This window comes from Klebsiella sp. H-Nf2, from assembly GCF_002806645.1.
GTDB lineage: Bacteria > Pseudomonadota > Gammaproteobacteria > Enterobacterales > Enterobacteriaceae > Klebsiella > Klebsiella variicola.
In genome coordinates this window covers 121,243-140,311 of sequence record NZ_PIBL01000007.1, presented here as the reverse complement: position 1 = coordinate 140,311, position 19,069 = coordinate 121,243, and the positions used below count along the sequence as shown (strand labels likewise).

The 19,069-nt window shown below is 55.7% G+C and carries 15 protein-coding genes and 7 tRNA genes; 17 read left to right on the top strand and 5 right to left on the bottom strand.

Features of this window, described 5'->3' with window-relative positions:
• Positions 1-28 precede the first annotated feature (28 nt).
• The gene (chiQ, locus tag CWM58_RS17850; RefSeq protein WP_061156400.1) at positions 29-364 is read right to left on the bottom strand and encodes a ChiQ/YbfN family lipoprotein; all 336 of its coding nucleotides are present in this window, start codon (positions 362-364) and stop codon (positions 29-31) included.
• Positions 365-411: 47 nt separating this feature from the next.
• Entirely contained in the window at positions 412-1,815 is a 1,404-nt protein-coding gene (gene chiP / locus CWM58_RS17845; RefSeq protein ID WP_061155334.1) for a chitoporin ChiP, read from the bottom strand.
• Positions 1,816-2,045: 230 nt separating this feature from the next.
• Between chiP and CWM58_RS29570 the strand changes: the two genes are divergently transcribed.
• Entirely contained in the window at positions 2,046-2,198 is a 153-nt protein-coding gene (locus CWM58_RS29570) for a hypothetical protein (protein WP_413773491.1), read from the top strand.
• A gap of 53 nt (positions 2,199-2,251) precedes the next feature.
• On the opposite strand, the gene glnS is transcribed toward CWM58_RS29570, so the two are convergent.
• Together glnS and nagE are read right to left on the bottom strand one after the other, a co-directional pair.
• Positions 2,252-3,919 carry a glutamine--tRNA ligase gene (gene glnS / locus CWM58_RS17835; protein ID WP_100681466.1) on the bottom strand — a complete coding sequence of 556 codons (1,668 nt, stop codon included), beginning with the start codon at positions 3,917-3,919 and terminating at the stop codon, positions 2,252-2,254.
• Positions 3,920-4,097: 178 nt separating this feature from the next.
• Positions 4,098-6,053, bottom strand: coding sequence for a PTS N-acetyl glucosamine transporter subunit IIABC (nagE, locus tag CWM58_RS17830; protein WP_100681465.1), 1,956 nt, complete (start codon positions 6,051-6,053; stop codon positions 4,098-4,100).
• A 315-nt stretch (positions 6,054-6,368) separates the two neighbouring features.
• Here nagE and nagB point away from each other — a divergent pair, with 315 nt between their 5' ends.
• From nagB to CWM58_RS17760, 12 genes are all read left to right on the top strand, one after another.
• Positions 6,369-7,169: a glucosamine-6-phosphate deaminase gene (gene nagB, locus CWM58_RS17820; protein ID WP_012542446.1), complete on the top strand. Its 801-nt coding sequence runs from the start codon at positions 6,369-6,371 to the stop codon at positions 7,167-7,169.
• Between the two features lie 113 nt (positions 7,170-7,282).
• Positions 7,283-8,431, top strand: a complete 1,149-nt coding sequence (gene nagA, locus CWM58_RS17815; RefSeq protein ID WP_012542447.1) for an N-acetylglucosamine-6-phosphate deacetylase — start codon at positions 7,283-7,285, stop codon at positions 8,429-8,431.
• Between the two features lie 8 nt (positions 8,432-8,439).
• Positions 8,440-9,660 carry a DNA-binding transcriptional regulator NagC gene (gene nagC / locus CWM58_RS17810; RefSeq protein WP_008805654.1) on the top strand — a complete coding sequence of 407 codons (1,221 nt, stop codon included), beginning with the start codon at positions 8,440-8,442 and terminating at the stop codon, positions 9,658-9,660.
• A gap of 128 nt (positions 9,661-9,788) precedes the next feature.
• Positions 9,789-10,541: an HAD-IIA family hydrolase gene (locus CWM58_RS17805; protein ID WP_022065694.1), complete on the top strand. Its 753-nt coding sequence runs from the start codon at positions 9,789-9,791 to the stop codon at positions 10,539-10,541.
• 278 nt (positions 10,542-10,819) lie between these two features.
• A complete protein-coding gene (asnB, locus tag CWM58_RS17800) occupies positions 10,820-12,484 on the top strand; it encodes an asparagine synthase B (RefSeq protein WP_061155338.1) in 1,665 nt (554 codons plus the stop codon).
• A 236-nt stretch (positions 12,485-12,720) separates the two neighbouring features.
• Positions 12,721-12,797: transfer RNA gene (locus CWM58_RS17790), tRNA-Met, on the top strand.
• Positions 12,798-12,805: 8 nt separating this feature from the next.
• A tRNA-Leu gene (locus CWM58_RS17785) sits at positions 12,806-12,890 on the top strand.
• A 23-nt stretch (positions 12,891-12,913) separates the two neighbouring features.
• A tRNA-Gln gene (locus CWM58_RS17780) sits at positions 12,914-12,988 on the top strand.
• A 36-nt stretch (positions 12,989-13,024) separates the two neighbouring features.
• Positions 13,025-13,099, top strand: a tRNA-Gln gene (locus tag CWM58_RS17775).
• A gap of 23 nt (positions 13,100-13,122) precedes the next feature.
• A tRNA-Met gene (locus CWM58_RS17770) sits at positions 13,123-13,199 on the top strand.
• 47 nt (positions 13,200-13,246) lie between these two features.
• A tRNA-Gln gene (locus tag CWM58_RS17765) sits at positions 13,247-13,321 on the top strand.
• A gap of 75 nt (positions 13,322-13,396) precedes the next feature.
• Positions 13,397-13,471 (top strand) — tRNA-Gln (locus CWM58_RS17760).
• 119 nt (positions 13,472-13,590) lie between these two features.
• Here CWM58_RS17760 and ubiF read toward each other — a convergent pair.
• Positions 13,591-14,766: a 3-demethoxyubiquinol 3-hydroxylase gene (gene ubiF, locus CWM58_RS17755; protein WP_100681464.1), complete on the bottom strand. Its 1,176-nt coding sequence runs from the start codon at positions 14,764-14,766 to the stop codon at positions 13,591-13,593.
• 179 nt (positions 14,767-14,945) lie between these two features.
• On the opposite strand from ubiF, the gene miaB reads away from it, so the two are divergent.
• The 4 genes from miaB (at position 14,946) to corC (ending at position 19,066) form a co-directional block, all read left to right on the top strand.
• Positions 14,946-16,370, top strand: coding sequence for a tRNA (N6-isopentenyl adenosine(37)-C2)-methylthiotransferase MiaB (gene miaB, locus CWM58_RS17750; protein WP_100681463.1), 1,425 nt, complete (start codon positions 14,946-14,948; stop codon positions 16,368-16,370).
• 153 nt (positions 16,371-16,523) lie between these two features.
• Positions 16,524-17,570, top strand: coding sequence for a PhoH family protein (locus tag CWM58_RS17745; protein WP_008805649.1), 1,047 nt, complete (start codon positions 16,524-16,526; stop codon positions 17,568-17,570).
• Complete coding sequence (ybeY, locus tag CWM58_RS17740; protein WP_002894722.1) at positions 17,567-18,040, top strand: rRNA maturation RNase YbeY; 474 nt, start codon at positions 17,567-17,569, stop codon at positions 18,038-18,040. The genes CWM58_RS17745 and ybeY overlap by 4 nt, the downstream gene beginning before the upstream one ends.
• 147 nt (positions 18,041-18,187) lie before the next feature.
• Positions 18,188-19,066: a CNNM family magnesium/cobalt transport protein CorC gene (gene corC / locus CWM58_RS17735; protein WP_004197606.1), complete on the top strand. Its 879-nt coding sequence runs from the start codon at positions 18,188-18,190 to the stop codon at positions 19,064-19,066.
• Positions 19,067-19,069 lie beyond the last annotated feature (3 nt).

The window sequence follows — 19,069 nt, the reverse complement described above, 5'->3', positions numbered from 1 at the left end:
CTCCGCCCGTTTGCCACAGCCGTCTGACTTAATGGGGGGTATTATTATTGCTGCGGATCTCTTTCCAGATCTGGTCGCAGCGCGCTTTCACCGCCTGATCGTTGCCAGTACGAGTGGCCTGAATACACTGCTGGTAATCCAGCACGCGAACGCTCTCCTGGTTGGCAAACTGCTGGTGCTGTTTATCCTCTTTCAGCACATTCAGTACGCTCTGACAGGCTTCAATCTTGTCCGGATTCCCTTCCGCCGTATTAATACAGGCGCTATAGGCATCTTTGAGTTTGGTGTCTTCTTTTGGCGCTGGTGACGTGGCGCAGGCCACCAAACCCGATGCCATCATGGCAATAAGCAGCATTTTTTTCATTGTCGTTCTCCCAGAGGTGCGGCAGGCTCACGCCCGCCGCGCAGGCATCAGAAAATAGTGAACGGGGCGATAACCATGAACTTCACGTCGCGCTCATCCTGGAAGATGTTGCCGTAGCCGCCGCTCCAGCTCGGAATATCGGAATGGTTGTCGTACTGGGTAAAGTGCAGTTTGAACAGGGTGCCCTTCGCCCGGCCTTCCTGCACGGTATACAGTGCATCCAGGCTGTAAGCTGACTCTTTCAGGCGATAGTTCGGATCGTAGTACGCATCCGGTGAGGACATTCTCCCCGGCTTCGCATCCCAGGCGTACACATAAGACGCGCCAAACGCCCAGCCCGGCATGTCCCAGTTTTTCATGTCATACATCGCGCCGAAGAAGACCGCTTTTTCGTCATTGGCGTTGAAGTCGGAGCGGTTATCCCACCAGATATCAAGACGGCCGTTGGAAGAGGCGTAGGTTGGGGTCATACGCTGCAGGAAGTAGCCCTGCTGGCCTTCGGCCTTCACCCAGGTACCTTCCAGACGCAGGTCCAGCACATCCGCCACTTTATAGCCAAAGGTCAGTGCCTGCAGCCATGCGGTGCCGTCATAGATATCGTTGATGCCGCCGTTGCTGACCTTATCGCGGGTACCATAGAACTGGTAGCTGGTGCTCAACGGCGCGCCGGCGACGTCAAATTTGTAGCTGGCTTTTGCAAAATACTGATCGATATAGCCTTGTGCCTGACCAAATGCCGCTTCCAGCACCAGGTCATTTTTGAAATCATATTTGGCACCGACGGAGTGGAGATAATCGACTTTGGTTTTCTTGTCGTTCTGATAGAAGTCGTCCATCTCGATATGCCATGGCGCTTTATACTCGTTCGTCCACATATAGGAGAAACTTAATGCGCCCGCAGTACCGTAGTCGAAGTTAGCCCCGGCTTCCGCCCCCTGATAGGTACCTGGCATAAAGCTCCAGTGCGGCGCCAGAAGGGTCTGGCCGGTTGGCTGGATATAGCCCGCGCGCGCCCACGTCGGACCGTATTTGAATTTTGCAGCGGCCTTATACAGGCTGATGCCGCTCTTATCGCCAGAGTAATCTTCGTCATAGGCTTTGTTGCGCGACGAGAAAGCGATTTCGTTCGGGTGGCCACTATCGCCGTTCTCAGCCATTTCAATCGCGGTAAATGCAGCAATATCAAGGCCAAACATATCGGCGGCATAGCCGGACTGGAAGTCCAGGTTGGCGTTCCAGGTGGAGTGGGAAAGGTTGGTTTTATATTTGTCGCCGTCGGTCACATCTTTACGGTCACGCTCACGCTGCCAGTAATAGATACCGCCGGTTAAGGTTGAATCATCGATAAATCCTGCTGCACTGGCCTGCGGAATCACAACCCAGCCCGACATCGCGGTGACGGCGGCAATAGCCAGCGCCAGCGTACTACGTTTGCCACTAAACGTACGCATGTGCATATCCTCTTTGACGTTTTAAAAGGCGAAGACCAACGGTCATTCGCTAAAAAAATAAATAAAACTGCAAAATGTGGGGCGGTGAAAAAGGCCGCGAAACCACTGTAGATAGACTATTTTTCGTGACGCGAATTATCAATGTTTTTCGTGAGGCAAAGCTTAAGATTATGACAAAGCGCACATAATTTATGTCTTTTTGTTACAGTCTTATCTCTGATGATTTTGTTATGGAAGTCATTGCAAAATCAGGGAAAAAAGCGAGAATTGAAAGCGATTACATTGGTTTTTTGTATGTGACGGGAAACATCAGAAGCGCTATTTATTACCGTGCAGTAACAGGATTAATTCGCATCGCGAAAATAAAAAGTTTAATTAGCTGATTCTGAAACAAAAAAAGCGCCGCAAGGTGCGGCGCTTTTACAGGAAGGGAAATTTATTCGCCGACTTTCGCCCAGGTATCACGCAGCCCGACAGTGCGGTTGAACACCAGACTGGTTGCGGTTGCATAGCGACTGTCGAGGCAGAAGTAACCTTCACGTTCAAACTGGTAAGCTTTGCCTGCTTCGGCCTGCGCCAGGCTCGGCTCCGCATATCCCTGTTTGATCACCAGTGATTGCGGATTGATCACCGCGAGGAAATCTTCCTCCGCACCCGGGTTCGGTACGCTGAACAGGCGATCGTAAAGACGGATCTCCACCGGCAGCGCATGCGCCGCACTCACCCAGTGGATCACGCCTTTGACCTTGCGACCGTCGGCCGGATCTTTACTCAGGGTATCGGCATCGTAGGTGCAGAAAATAGTGGTGATATTGCCTTCGGCATCTTTCTCCACGCGTTCCGCTTTGATCACGTAGGCATTGCGCAGACGCACTTCTTTACCCAGCACCAGACGCTTGTACTGTTTGTTGGCTTCTTCGCGGAAGTCAGCGCGATCGATCCAGATTTCGGCGCTGAACGGCACTTCGCGGCTGCCCATTTCCGGCTTGTTCGGATGGTTCGGCATCGCCACCATTTCGCTTTCGCCCTGCGGATAGTTCTCGATAACCAGTTTCACCGGATCGATCACCGCCATCGCGCGCGGGGCGTTTTCATTCAGATCTTCACGAATGCAGGACTCCAGCGACGCCATCTCGATGGTGTTGTCCTGCTTGGTCACGCCGATGCGCTTGCAGAACTCGCGGATGGATTCAGCGGTGTAGCCGCGACGACGCAGACCCGAGATAGTCGGCATACGCGGGTCATCCCAGCCTTCCACGTGCTTCTCGGTCACCAGCTGGTTCAGCTTACGCTTGGACATCACGGTGTATTCGAGATTCAGACGCGAGAATTCATACTGACGCGGGTGAACCGGAATGCTGATGTTGTCGAGCACCCAGTCGTACAGGCGGCGGTTGTCCTGGAATTCCAGGGTACACAGCGAGTGGGTGATGCCTTCCAGCGCATCGCTGATGCAGTGGGTGAAGTCATACATCGGGTAGATGCACCACTTGTTGCCGGTCTGATGATGCTCAGCGAACTTAATGCGGTACAGCACCGGGTCGCGCATCACGATGAACGGCGACGCCATATCGATCTTCGCACGCAGGCAGGCTTTGCCCTCTTCGAAGCCGCCGCTGCGCATTTTTTCGAACAGCGCCAGGTTTTCTTCCACGCTGCGGTCGCGATACGGGCTGTTTTTACCCGGCGCTTTCAGGGTGCCGCGGTATTTGCGAATTTCATCAGGAGAAAGTTCATCAACATAGGCCAGACCTTTGTTGATCAGCTCAACCGCATACTGATGCAGCTGATCAAAGTAATCAGACGAGTAGCAAACGTCCCCGGACCAGTGGAAACCTAACCACTGCACGTCGTTTTTAATCGACTCAACGTATTCGATATCTTCTTTCACCGGGTTGGTGTCATCGAAACGCAGGTTGCATTGGCCCTGATAATCCTGCGCGATGCCGAAGTTCAGGCAGATGGATTTCGCATGGCCAATGTGCAGATAACCGTTCGGCTCCGGCGGGAAGCGGGTGTGAACGGTGGTATGTTTACCGGTAGCCAGATCTTCATCAATGATCTGACGGATAAAGTTAGTCGGGCGGGCTTCTGCCTCACTCATCACGGGTTCCTCAAAGCGTAAACAACGTATAACGGCACATGATCTTACAAGCAGGACGTAGTGACAACTATTAGTTACGTAAAATGGGTATCAGAAGAGGATTATGGGGCCGATTGCTGGAAAAAAAAGCGGCGAAGGTTTCCCTTCGCCGCTGAGGCATAAACTCGACTCAGGAGCCTTACTTGCCTTTAATCTCATACAGCGGCGTCTGGCCGGCAACAACCTTACCGCTCGCCAGTATCACCAGCGCGCTGTAGTCATCGCTGTTGCTGCAGACTACCGGACTGATCATCGAGCGCGCGTTGGCGTTGAGGAAGTCCAGATCCATTTCCAGAATCGGCTCACCGGCCTTCACGTCCGTGCCCTCTTCAACCAGACGTTTGAAGCCCTTGCCTTCCAGCGCCACGGTGTCGATACCCATGTGGACGACAATTTCCGCACCGTTGTTGGTTTCGAGGCAGAACGCATGGTTAGTGTTGAAGATTTTCACCACGGTACCAGCGGCCGGGGCCACCACGATATTGCTGGTCGGTTTCACCGCGATACCGTCGCCGACGGCTTTGCTGGCGAAGGCTTCGTCCGGCACCTGCTCGAGGGCCACTACGTCACCGGTAATCGGTGAAACCAGCGACTCAACGGTCTTCGCGTTCGCTACCGCCTGCGGTTTAGCCGCTGGCGCTGCGGTGGCGACATTGCCAGCCGGTGCGGCTGCCGCTGCCGCTACCGGGCCACGGGTAACCACTTTTTTCATCTCATCGCCGATAGACTCTGCTTTCGCACCGACGATAACCTGGATGGTTTGCTTATTCAGTTTCACCACCCCGGATGCGCCGAGACGTTTACAGGCGGCGTCGTTCACTTTCGCCGAATCGCCCACGGTCAGACGCAGACGGGTGATACAGGCGTCAATCGCTTTCAGGTTGTCAGTGCCGCCCACCGCAGCGATATAGCTGGTCGCCAGCTGGGTCAGCCCCTCTTCGGTGTTGCTGTTGGCTTCTTCAGTGACGACGTCGTCGGCTTTGTCTTCACGACCCGGCGTTTTCAGGTTGAACATGCGGATAACCGCGCTGAACAGCAGGAAGTAGACAAAGAAGAACACCACGCCCATCACCAGCAGCATCCAGACGTTTTTGCTGGCGGCCGGCAGGCTGTACATCAACACGTAGTCGATTGCACCCGCGGAGAAGGAGAAGCCTGCGTGGATCCCCAGCGCTGTTGCGATGAACAGGCTGATACCGGTCAGCACCGCGTGCAGGAGGTACAGCAGCGGAGCCAGGAACATGAACAGGAATTCCAGCGGCTCGGTTACCCCGGTCAGGAACGCAGTGATGGCAACAGACAGCAGCATACCGCCGACCATCGGACGACGCGCTTTCGGCGCCGCCAGATACATCGCCAGCGCCGCACCCGGCAGACCAAACATCATGATCGGGAAGAAGCCGGACATGAACATCCCCGCGGTGCCGTCGCCGGCGTAGAAGCGGTTGATGTCGCCGTGGAACACAGCGCCTGCGGCGTTAGTGAACTCACCAATCTGGAACCAGGCGATGGTGTTCAGCACCTGATGCAGACCGGTTGGGATCAGCAGACGGTTGATGAAGCCAAAGATACCGGAACCCAGCGCACCAGCGGAGACGATCCATTCGCCACCCGCGTGGATAGCGTGCTGTACCGGCGGCCAGACGTAACCGAAGAGTGCGGCGAGGATCAGACAGAAGAAGCCGGTGGCGATCGGCACGAAGCGTTTGCCGCCGAAGAAGCTCAGGAAATCCGGCAGCTTAATGCCGGCCCAGCGGTTGTACACCGCCCCTGCCACCAGACCGGTAATGATACCGGCCAGTACGCCCATGTTAATTTCCGGGTTGATGGTGACCATCGCTTTGGTCATCACGAAATAACCTACTGCACCGGCCAGCGCCGCAGAACCGGCGTTATCCTTGGACCAGCTTGATGCCACACCAATCGCGAAGATCAGCGCCAGATTGTCAAAGATTGCCCCACCCGCTTGCGCGATGAAGGGTACATTCAACAGGTCTGGTTGCCCGAAACGCAGCAGTAATGCCGCGACCGGCAGCACTGCGATAGGGAGTTGCAACGCCCTACCCAGTCGCTGAAAGAAACCTAAAATATTCATCTTATTCCCCCTATGAGACCCCGATGAGGCTCATTTTCTAAGCCACTTTTTTATTGTGTAACAAGGTCGGTTTTATCACTTACCGGCAAAGTGTGTGAAAAATTAATTCGTATCGCAAATTAAACGGGTATTTTTTGTGACTTTTATCACCAAATATCGTATTCACCCCTCCCTTTCACTGGCTAACATCGAAAACTTATTTTATCATTCAAAAAATCAACACGGATTGACCCCGGTCGGCGCAGTTGCTGCAATACTCTCCTCAGAGTGCTGGCGCCAATCCGCCAGAATCTACTTTAACTATAGAGGTGAAGAATGAGACTGATCCCCCTGGTAACCGCTGAGCAGGTCGGTAAATGGGCTGCCCGCCACATCGTTAACCGTATTAATGCATTCAAACCGACTGCGGACCGCCCGTTCGTGCTGGGTCTGCCAACCGGTGGCACTCCTCTGACCGCCTACAAAGCGCTGGTTGAAATGCATAAAGCAGGCCAGGTTAGCTTCAAACACGTCGTCACCTTTAATATGGACGAATATGTCGGCCTGCCAAAAGAGCATCCGGAAAGCTATCATAGCTTCATGCACCGTAATTTCTTTGACCACGTTGATATTCCGGCAGAAAATATCAACCTGCTGAATGGTAACGCGCCGGATATCGATGCGGAATGCCGTCGCTATGAAGAAAAAATTCGTTCCTACGGTAAAATCCACCTGTTCATGGGCGGTGTAGGCAACGATGGTCACATCGCGTTCAACGAACCGGCCTCTTCTCTGGCGTCCCGCACCCGTATTAAGACCCTGACCCATGACACCCGTGTGGCGAACTCCCGCTTCTTCGATGGTGATGTGGATCTGGTGCCGAAATACGCGTTGACCGTGGGCGTAGGCACCCTGCTGGATGCAGAAGAAGTGATGATTCTGGTGCTGGGTCATCAGAAAGCGCTGGCGCTGCAGGCGGCGGTAGAAGGTAACGTCAACCATATGTGGACCATTACCTGCCTGCAGCTGCATCCGAAGGCGGTGATTGTCTGCGACGAGCCGTCCACCATGGAGCTGAAAGTGAAAACCCTGAAATATTTCAACGAATTAGAAGCTGAAAATATTAAAGGTCTGTAATGTAGTCGTGTCCCGCCACTTGCGCGGGACCCTCTTTTTCTTTGTATGCATCATCATGCCGGCGGCAAACGAACGATCGCTGACCTGATGGGGCGTATATACCGGGGGTCGTAATGTATGCATTAACCCAGGGCCGGGTTTATACCGGTCATGAAATTCTCGATGACCATGCGGTTGTTATCGCCGATGGCCTAATCGAACGTCTCTGTCCGCTGGCGGATTTGCCGTCTGACATGGAGCAGCGCTCGGTCAACGGCGCAATAATTGCCCCCGGTTTTATCGACGTTCAGCTCAATGGCTGCGGCGGCGTGCAGTTTAACGACAGCCCAGAGGCGGTCACCGTTGAAACGCTGGAGATCATGCAGAAGGCGAACGAACGTTCAGGCTGCACCAGCTTCCTGCCGACGCTGATTACCTCCAGTGACGATCTGATGAAGCAAGGTATCCGCGTCATGCGCGAATACCTGCAAAAACACCCGAATCAGGCGCTGGGTCTGCATCTTGAAGGACCGTGGCTGAATATCGTCAAGAAAGGCACCCACAACCCGGACTACGTGCGTAAACCGGACGCCGCGCTGGTCGATTTCCTGTGCGATAACGCCGATGTGATCACCAAGGTGACCCTCGCCCCTGAGCGCGTTGAGCCGGAAGTGATCCGCAAGCTGGTTGCCGCCGGGATCGTCGTCTCCGCCGGCCACTCCAACGCCACGCTGAAAGAGGCGAAAGTCGGCTTCCGCGCCGGCATTACCTTCGCCACTCACCTGTATAACGCGATGCCGTACATTACCGGACGCGAACCGGGTCTGGCCGGGGCGATTTTTGACGAGCCGGATGTCTACTGCGGTATTATTGTCGACGGGATGCATGTCGATTATGCCAACGTACGTAACGCCAAGCGCCTGAAAGGCGACAAACTGTGCCTGGTCACCGACGCCACCGCGCCGGCGGGGGCGAATATTGACCAGTTCATTTTTGCCGGGAAAACAATATACTACCGCAATGGACTGTGCGTAGATGAAAACGGCACGCTCAGCGGCTCCTCCCTGACCATGATTGAAGGGGTGCGTAATCTGGTGGAGCATTGCGGCGTGGCACTGGACGAAGTATTGCGGATGGCGACGCTCTATCCCGCGCGCGCTATCGGTGTGGACAAGCAGCTCGGCAGCATTGCGCCGGGCATGGTCGCTAACCTGACCGCCTTTACACGCGATTATAAAATCACCAAGACCATCGTTAATGGTAACGAGGTCGTCACTGAGTAAGTAAAAGTATGACAGCAGGCGGACAAGCTCAAATTGGTAACGTTGACCTCGTAAAACAACTGAACAGCGCGGCCGTGTACCGCCTGATTGACCAGCATGGGCCTATCTCGCGCATTCAGATAGCCGAACAAAGCCAGCTTGCCCCTGCCAGCGTGACCAAAATCACGCGTCAGCTTATTGAGCGCGGCCTGATCAAAGAAGTCGATCAGCAGGCCTCCACCGGAGGCCGCCGCGCTATCTCTATCATCGCTGAAACCCGCAACTTCAACGCCATCGGCGTGCGGCTTGGCCGCTATGACGCCACTCTGACCCTGTATGATTTAAGCAGCAAGACCCTGGAAGAGGAACATTTTCCCCTGCCCGAGCGCACCCAGGAAACGCTGGAACACGCCCTGCTGAATATCATCGCCACCTTTATCGAAAACTGTCAGCGCAAAATTCGCGAGCTGATCGCCATCTCGGTGATCCTGCCAGGCCTCGTCGACCCGGAAAGCGGCGTGATCCGCTATATGCCGCATATTGCGGTGGAAAACTGGGGCCTGGTCGGGGCGCTGGAAAAACGCTTCAACGTCACCTGCTATGTCGGGCACGACATCCGCAGCCTGGCGCTGGCCGAGCACTATTTCGGTGCAAGTCAGGACTGCGAAGACTCCATCCTGGTGCGCGTGCACCGCGGTACCGGCGCGGGCATCATCTCTAACGGGCGCATTTTTATTGGCCGGAACGGCAACGTCGGCGAAATTGGCCACATTCAGGTCGATCCGCTGGGCGAGCGCTGCCACTGCGGCAACTTCGGCTGTCTGGAGACCGTCGCGGCCAATGCCGCCATCGAACAGCGGGTTCGCCACCTGCTTGAGCAGGGCTACCAGAGCCGTCTGACGCCGGATGACTGCACGATCAAAACTATCTGCAAAGCGGCCAACAAGGGCGATGCCCTGGCCTGCGAGGTGATTGAGTACGTGGGGCGTCACCTCGGGAAAACGATCGCCATCGCGATTAACCTGTTCAACCCACAAAAAATCGTTGTCGCCGGCGAAATAGTGGAAGCTGAAAAGGTCCTTCTTCCGGCCATCGAAGGCTGCATTAACGCCCAGGCGCTGAAAGCGTTTCGCAAGAACCTGCCGGTGGTGCGTTCTACCCTCGACCATCGCTCAGCGATTGGCGCCTTCGCGCTGGTCAAACGCGCTATGCTCAATGGCACGCTGCTGCAGCGCTTGCTTGAGAGCTAATCGCCTCTTTATTGATAGCGCGAAACGATCCGCATCACCCTGTCGCTGGTGGGTATGGTCCACCAGCGATGTGAAACCTCATCGATGACGAGTATAGTTTCGTCTTTGTTAATGATTCTGGACCCACCATGACCATTCAAAACATAATTTGTGATATTGACGGCGTGCTGATGCACGATAACGTCGCCGTTCCCGGCGCTGCCGAGTTTATCAAACGCATCCTCGATAAAGGCATGCCGCTGGTAATGCTGACCAACTACCCGTCGCAAACCGGCCAGGATTTGGCCAACCGTTTCGCCACCGCCGGCATCGACGTGCCGGATACCGCGTTTTACACCTCGGCGATGGCCACCGCCGATTTCCTGCGCCGCCAGGAAGGCAAGAAAGCCTATGTGGTGGGTGAAGGGGCGCTGATCCACGAACTGTACAAAGCCGGCTTTACCATCACCGATGTGAACCCGGATTTTGTCATCGTCGGGGAAACCCGTTCATTCAACTGGGAGATGATGCATAAGGCCGCCTTCTTCGTTGCCAACGGCGCCCGCTTCATTGCCACCAACCCGGATACTCACGGTCGCGGCTTCTACCCGGCCTGTGGCGCGCTGTGCGCCGGGATCGAGAAGATCTCCGGCCGTAAGCCGTTTTACGTCGGTAAACCCAGCCCGTGGATCATCCGTTCAGCGCTGAACAAAATGCAGGCTCACTCCGAGCAGACAGTGATCGTCGGCGATAACCTGCGCACTGACATTCTGGCCGGCTTCCAGGCGGGGCTGGAGACTATTCTGGTGCTCTCCGGCGTCTCCACCCTCGATGACATCGACAGCATGCCGTTTCGCCCGTCGTGGATTTACCCTTCCGTCGCGGAAATCGATATTTTCTGATGCCAACCACGTCGCAGGACGTGGTTTTTCATTTATAGCGCCTGCCAAAAGTCATCCATCTAATAAAAACGGCCTATAAATGCGTATTCTTCAATAAAGTCGCTCAAAAGATACTCTTTTTTTACTGTTCAACAATCACAGTTGCGTTTTTTCTTTTTCAGGCCGCAAAACCCTTGCGCCAGCGCCCCCTTTACGGCATTTTCTTAAGCACGCACTCAGGCTTCGCCACGAGACGAAGCCAGCACAACATCAAACACGACAGGGTAATGGAGAAGGCTATGTGTTCTATTTTTGGCGTACTGGATATTAAAACTGACGCAGGCGAGCTGCGTAAAAAGGCGCTGGAGCTTTCCCGCCTGATGCGCCATCGCGGTCCGGACTGGTCTGGCGTGTATGCCAGCGACAAAGCGATTCTGGCGCACGAGCGCCTGTCTATTGTCGACGTCAACGCCGGCGCCCAGCCGCTGTACAACGCCGAAAAAACCCATGCGCTGGCCGTTAACGGCGAGATCTACAACCATCAGGCGCTACGCGCGGAGTATGGTGACCGCTATCAGTTCCAGACTGGCTCTGACTGCGAAGTGATCCTCGCGCTGTATCAGGAAAAAGGCCCTGAGTTCCTCGACGACCTGCAGGGGATGTTCGCCTTCGCCCTGTACGACAGCGAGAAAGACGCGTACTTAATTGGTCGCGACCATATCGGTATTATTCCGCTGTATATGGGCCATGACGAACACGGCAACTTCTATGTCGCCTCCGAAATGAAAGCGCTGGTGCCGGTATGCCGCACTATTAAAGAGTTCCCGGCGGGTAGCTACCTGTGGAGCAAAGACGGCGAAATTCGCCAGTACTATCAGCGCGACTGGTTCGATTACGACGCGGTGAAAGACAACGTTACCGATAAGAACGAGCTGCGTCAGGCGCTGGAAGAATCGGTGAAAAGCCACCTGATGTCCGATGTGCCTTACGGCGTGCTGCTCTCCGGCGGTCTTGATTCATCGGTCATCTCGGCTATCACCAAGAAATTCGCCGCCCGTCGCGTCGAAGATCAGGAACGTAGCGAAGCCTGGTGGCCGCAGCTGCACTCCTTCGCGGTCGGTCTGGAAGGCTCTCCTGATCTGAAAGCAGCGCAGGAAGTGGCCAACCATCTCGGCACCGTGCACCACGAAATTCACTTTACCGTCCAGGAAGGGCTGGATGCGATCCGCGACGTTATCTATCACATCGAAACCTACGATGTGACCACTATTCGCGCCTCGACGCCGATGTACCTGATGTCGCGTAAAATTAAAGCCATGGGCATCAAAATGGTGCTTTCCGGCGAAGGCTCGGACGAAGTGTTCGGCGGCTACCTCTATTTCCATAAGGCGCCGAACGCCAAAGAACTGCACGAAGAGACGGTGCGTAAGCTGCAGGCGCTGCATATGTTTGACTGCGCCCGCGCCAACAAAGCGATGTCCGCCTGGGGCGTGGAAGCCCGCGTGCCGTTCCTCGATAAGAAGTTCCTCGACGTGGCGATGCGCATTAACCCGCAGGATAAGATGTGCGGCAACGGCAAAATGGAAAAACACGTGCTGCGTGAATGCTTCGAATCTTACCTGCCGGCTAGCGTTGCCTGGCGGCAGAAAGAACAGTTCTCTGACGGCGTCGGCTACAGCTGGATCGATACGCTGAAAGAAGTGGCCGCGAAACAGGTCAGCGATCAGCAGCTGGAAACGGCGAGCTTCCGCTTCCCGTACAACACGCCGACCTCCAAAGAAGGCTATCTGTACCGCGAGATCTTCGAAGAGCTGTTCCCGCTGCCGAGCGCGGCAGAGTGTGTCCCAGGCGGTCCGTCGGTGGCCTGCTCTTCAGCGAAAGCCATTGAGTGGGATGAAGCGTTCAAGACCATGAACGATCCATCAGGCCGCGCGGTGGGCGTCCACCAGTCGGCCTACAAATAAGCCCTGACGGGTGCTGAAACGCCAAACGGACCCTCCGGGGTCCGTTTTCTTTTTGCAGGATTTATACCGCTGAAAAACGATAAATAACCAATAATTGCCGAATATTGCAGCGAGCTGTTCGCAACCTAACCAAACAGTCACATTACAACGATTTTCCTTGAAAAAGAGGTTGACGCTCGCAGGCCCAATACGCATAATGCGCCCCGCAACGCCGATAAGGTTACGCGAAAAAAGATGGCTACGTAGCTCAGCTGGTTAGAGCACATCACTCATAATGATGGGGTCACAGGTTCGAATCCCGTCGTAGCCACCATCTTTTTTGCGGGAGTGGCGAAATTGGTAGACGCACCAGATTTAGGTTCTGGCGCCGCAAGGTGTGCGAGTTCAAGTCTCGCCTCCCGCACCATTCACCAGTCAGCGTTGTACGGATGGGGTATCGCCAAGCGGTAAGGCACCGGTTTTTGATACCGGCATTCCCTGGTTCGAATCCAGGTACCCCAGCCATATTTCTTCGATATTTGCGGTTCACCGCGACGGTATTGGGGTATCGCCAAGCGGTAAGGCACCGGTTTTTGATACCGGCATTCCCTGGTTCGAATCCAGGTACCCCAGCCATCGAAGAAACAGTAAGACAATTTGGCTACGTAGCTCAGCTGGTTAGAGCACATCACTCATAATGATGGGGTCACAGGTTCGAATCCCGTCGTAGCCACCATATTCAGGACGTATCGATACACATCGATAAATCCGTAAACAGTTTGTTGGGGTATCGCCAAGCGGTAAGGCACCGGATTCTGATTCCGGCATTCCGAGGTTCGAATCCTCGTACCCCAGCCAAATTAAAAAGTCGCTCAGCAATGAACGCACTGTAGCCCTCAACCGGGGTAGTTACGGTAAAGCGCAACAGACAATTGGGGTATCGCCAAGCGGTAAGGCACCGGATTCTGATTCCGGCATTCCGAGGTTCGAATCCTCGTACCCCAGCCACTTAAATGCAAAAAAGCTCACTTCGGTGGGCTTTTTTGCTATTGGCGTCCTGACGACCATACTCGGTACTGACTGCCGGGCAGGCGCTTTCCACTCCGCCCCTGCCCGGGAAGTCAGTTTTACAAGCCTAGCGCATACTTCAGCGCCTGGCGCTTCAATACCCCGGCGCGTTCAGCCGCCATCAGGCCAATATTGCGCAGCATCCGCACCGGCGCCAGGTCATTACTGAATCCGGCATAAAACAGATCCATCCCCGACTGCATGATAAAATTATCCGCTCGCCGCCGCGCCTGGTAGCGCTTCAGCACCGGCAGGCTGGCCCAGTCTTCGCCTCGACCGCGCGCTTCCGCCAGGATCTCCAGCAGGGCATCCACATCGCGGTAGCCAAGGTTAACCCCCTGCCCCGCCAGCGGATGAATGGTATGTGCCGCATCGCCCACCAGCGCCAGGCCGGGCTGGACATACTGCAGCGCATGACGCCGGGTGAGCGGAAAAGCACCCGCCGCCTGCGGCGTCACACGACCCAGCCGTGCCGGAAAGTGACTGGCGATCTCCTGCTGGAGCTGCACCATGGTCATGCCCTGCAGCTGACGGATCCGCGCCGGCGTGTCGTACCAGACCAGCGAGGCCCAGTTGTCGAACAGCGGCAGGAAGGCGCGCGGTCCGCTGGGGGTAAACTGCTGCCAGGTGCTGTCACCGGGATCGTCGGCGCATTCGACGCTGATCAGCATACAGGATTGCTGATATTGCCAGGCGTGTACGCCGATGCCGGCCATCTCCCGCACCTGGGAATTGGCGCCGTCGGCGCCGATAACCAGCCGGGCGTGGATCGCCTCCCCCTCGCGTAAATGCAGCGCGGTATGCGCCTCGCCGCGCTGCATCGCCTCCAGTTCGCTACCAACGCGCAGGGTGACCCCTTCATGCGCCGCCAGCGCTTGCCAGAGGCCCCATTGCAGGACCTTGTTCTCGACCATATAGCCCAGTTCCGGCAGTTTGAGCTCTGCGGCGTCAAAGGCGACGTGCGCGCTCTCCCACTCCCAGGTCTCCAGACGACGATAAGCGTGGACGCGCATCGCCCTTACGGTATCCCAGACGCCGAGGCTCTTCAGCAGGCCGACCGAAGCCGCGCTGATAGCCGAGATCCGCACATCCGGGGCGGATGCCGGATCGAAAACCGGTGGCGCCGCTTTCTCAAGCACCGTCACGGTAAATCCCTGTTGCGCCAGCCCTAACGCCAGGGCGCCGCCGACCATGCCGCCGCCCACGATGGCGACATCTGTTGCGTGAATTGTCATGGCTATTATCCTTAAAGCAGAATCCGTTAAGTTTACCGGATTTTTTGTCCCCTTGCGGTGATAACGCTCGCACTGGTCAGGGGGCGACCAAAGCATTACAATACGCGCCCTGGAATGCGAAATTCACCCTGTATATATCCCCGCGTTTTGGATATCTATTACTGAGCATGAGCAAGTCAATGACAAAAAAACTCCATATTAAAACCTGGGGCTGTCAGATGAACGAGTATGATTCATCAAAGATGGCCGATCTGCTGGATGCGACACATGGGTATCAACTGACCGAAGTGGCGGAAGAAGCAGATGTGCTGTTGCTCAATACCTGCTCAATTCGTGAGAAGGCCCAGGAAAAAGTTTTCCATCAGCTCGGACGCTGGAAGCTGCTGAAAGAGAAGAATCCGGACCTGATTATTGGCGTTGGCGGCTGCGTGGCCTCCCAGGAAGGCGACCATATTCGCCAGCGCGCGCACTATGTCGATATTATTTTCGGGCCGCAAACCCTGCACCGCCTGCCGGAGATGATTAACGCCGTGCGCGGCAACCGCAGCCCGGTGGTGGATATCAGCTTCCCGGAAATTGAAAAGTTCGATCGCCTGCCAGAGCCGCGCGCCGACGGCCCGACCGCCTTTGTTTCGATTATGGAAGGCTGCAACAAATACTGCACCTACTGCGTGGTGCCGTACACCCGCGGAGAAGAGGTCAGCCGTCCGTGCGACGATATCCTGTTTGAAATCGCCCAGCTGGCGGCGCAGGGCGTGCGTGAGGTCAATCTGCTGGGCCAGAACGTTAACGCCTGGCGCGGTGAGAATTACGACGGCACCACCGGCAGCTTTGCCGATCTGCTGCGTCTGGTCGCCGCCATCGACGGCATCGACCGTATTCGCTTCACCACCAGCCACCCGATCGAATTTACCGACGATATCATCGAGGTCTATCGCGATACGCCGGAACTGGTGAGCTTCCTGCACCTGCCGGTGCAGAGCGGTTCTGACCGGGTTCTGAATCTGATGGGACGCACCCATACCGCGCTGGAGTACAAAGCGATTATTCGCAAGCTGCGTGAGGCGCGCCCGGATATTCAGATAAGCTCCGACTTTATTGTCGGCTTCCCTGGCGAAACCACAGACGATTTCGAAAAGACGATGAAGCTTATCGCCGACGTCAATTTCGATATGAGCTACAGCTTTATCTTCTCCGCTCGTCCGGGCACCCCGGCGGCCGATATGGTCGATGACGTGCCGGAGGAGGATAAAAAGCAGCGTCTGTATATTCTCCAGGAGCGGATCAACCAGCAGGCAATGGCCTGGAGCCGTCGCATGCTCGGCACGGTACAGCGCATTCTGGTGGAAGGCACGTCGCGTAAGAGCCTGATGGAGCTTTCCGGGCGCACCGAGAACAACCGCGTGGTCAACTTCGAAGGTACGCCGGATATGGTCGGTAAATTCGTCGATGTTGAAATCGTCGATGTTTACACCAACTCGCTGCGCGGCAAAATCGTGCGTACCGAAGCGGAGATGGGTCTGCGCATCGCTGAATCACCTGAATCAGTGATTGCCCGCACCCGTAAAGAGAACGATCTTGGCGTGGGTATCTATCATCCGTGATCCCTTCAGGCCTGTCGGTTCCGGCAGGCCTTGTAATTCCTCTCTCCGTCCCTATATCTACAGCGATGCTTGCGCCATTTTCCTGTGACGTAAATAATTTCCTGATTAGCCGGCCACGCGCCGCGTCCGGCCACCTGCGTAAAGAGGAACAGTTTGAACATAGACACTCGTGAAATTACCCTGGAGCCAGCGGATAACGCACGCCTGTTAGCCTTGTGCGGCCCGTTTGACGACAACATCAAACAGCTGGAGCGTCGGTTAGGCATTGAGATCAACCGCCGTGACAATCACTTTAAACTGACCGGACGCGCCATTTGCGTACACGCCGCCGCCGATATTCTGCGCAGCCTGTATGTCGATACGGCGCCGATGCGCGGTCAGATTCAGGATATTGAGCCGGAGCAGATCCACCTGGCGATCAAAGAAGCACGCGTACTGGAGCAGAGCGCCGAGAGCGTGCCGGAGTACGGGAAAGCCGTCAATATCAAGACCAAGCGCGGGGTGATCAAACCGCGTACGCCGAACCAGGCACAATACATCGCCAATATTCTCGATCACGACATTACCTTTGGTGTCGGCCCGGCGGGTACAGGTAAAACCTATCTGGCGGTGGCGGCGGCAGTCGATGCGCTGGAGCGCCAGGAGATCCGCCGTATTCTGCTGACCCGTCCGGCCGTCGAGGCTGGCGAAAAGCTCGGCTTCCTGCCCGGCGATCTGAGCCAGAAGGTCGACCCATATCTGCGCCCGCTGTATGACGCGCTGTTTGAGATGCTCGGCTTTGAGAAAGTGGAAAAGCTGATTGAGCGTAACGTCATCGAAGTGGCTCCGTTGGCCTATATGCGCGGACGAACGCTGAATGACGCCTTTATCATTCTTGATGAAAGCCAGAACACCACCATCGAACAGATGAAGATGTTCCTGACCCGCATCGGCTTTAACTCCAAGGCGGTGATCACCGGCGACATCACGCAGATTGACCTGCCGCGCAGCACCAAATCCGGTCTGCGCCACGCCATCGAAGTGCTGGCCGAAGTCGATGAGATCAGCTTCAACTTCTTCCATAGCGAAGACGTGGTGCGCCATCCGGTGGTTGCCCGCATCGTTAACGCCTATGAGGCGTGGGAAGCCGCAGACCAGAAACGTAAAGCAGAACTGGCCGCCGAGCGCAAACGCGAAGCCCAGGAACAGGAGCAAAAATGAGTCAGGTGATCCTCGATTTACAGCTGGCCTGCGAAGAGACCAGCGGCCTGCCGGACGAAGCCCTTTTTCAGCGCTGGGTCGATGCCGTCATTCCGCCATTTCAGGAGGAGTCAGAGTTAACGATTCGTCTGGTCGATGTTGCAGAAAGCCACGAGCTGAACCTGACCTACCGCGGCAAGGATAAACCGACCAACGTTCTCTCCTTCCCGTTTGAAGCGCCGCCGGGGATTGAAATGCCGCTGCTCGGCGATCTGATCATCTGCCGTCAGGTGGTGGAGCAGGAAGCCAGCGAGCAAGGGAAGCCGCTGGAAGCACACTGGGCCCATATGGTGGTGCACGGTAGCCTGCATCTGCTGGGCTACGATCATATCGAAGACGACGAAGCGGAAGAGATGGAAGGCCTCGAAACAGAGATAATGCTTGCTCTGGGCTATGAGGACCCGTACATTTCCGAGAAGATTGCTGAATAGCCTCCTGCCGGATGGCGGCGCTTGCGCCGCATCCGGCCGCTGTTCCTGCATTTTACCAGCCTGATCGTCAGGCAACCCATGCCGTCCGGCGCTGAGTTTACGCGCGACGAGCGACAGTTAAATCAACATGAGAACCCAAACGACGCCATGAGCGACGACAATTCACACAGTAGTGACACAGTAAACAGCAAAAAGGGATTTTTCTCCCTGTTACTCAGCCAGCTTTTTCACGGAGAACCGAAAAACCGTGATGAACTGCTGGCGCTGATCCGTGATTCCGGGCAGAACGATCTTATCGATGAAGATACGCGTGACATGCTCGAAGGGGTAATGGATATCGCCGACCAGCGAGTCCGCGACATTATGATCCCCCGTTCACAAATGATAACCCTGAAACGCAACCAGACGCTGGACGAGTGCCTTGATGTCATCATCGAATCCGCTCACTCGCGCTTCCCGGTCATCAGTGAAGACAAAGATCACATCGAAGGGATTCTGATGGCTAAGGATCTGCTGCCGTTTATGCGCAGCGATGCCGAAGCCTTCAGCATGGAAAAAGTGTTACGGCCGGCGGTTGTCGTCCCGGAAAGCAAGCGGGTCGACCGCATGCTGAAAGAGTTTCGCTCACAGCGCTACCATATGGCGATCGTTATTGACGAATTCGGCGGCGTCTCCGGCCTGGTGACCATCGAGGATATCCTTGAGCTCATCGTCGGGGAAATTGAAGACGAATACGACGAAGAAGAAGATATTGATTTCCGCCAGCTGAGCCGCCACACCTGGACGGTGCGCGCTCTGGCCTCCATCGAAGACTTCAACGACGCCTTCGACACGCACTTCAGCGATGAAGAAGTGGATACCATTGGCGGGCTGGTGATGCAGGCCTTCGGCCATCTGCCGGCCCGCGGCGAATCTATCGACATTGATGGTTACCAATTCAAGGTGGCAATGGCAGATAGCCGTCGTATCATTCAGGTGCATGTAAAGCTGCCCGATGACGCTCCCCAGCCGAAGCTGGAAGAGTAAGCC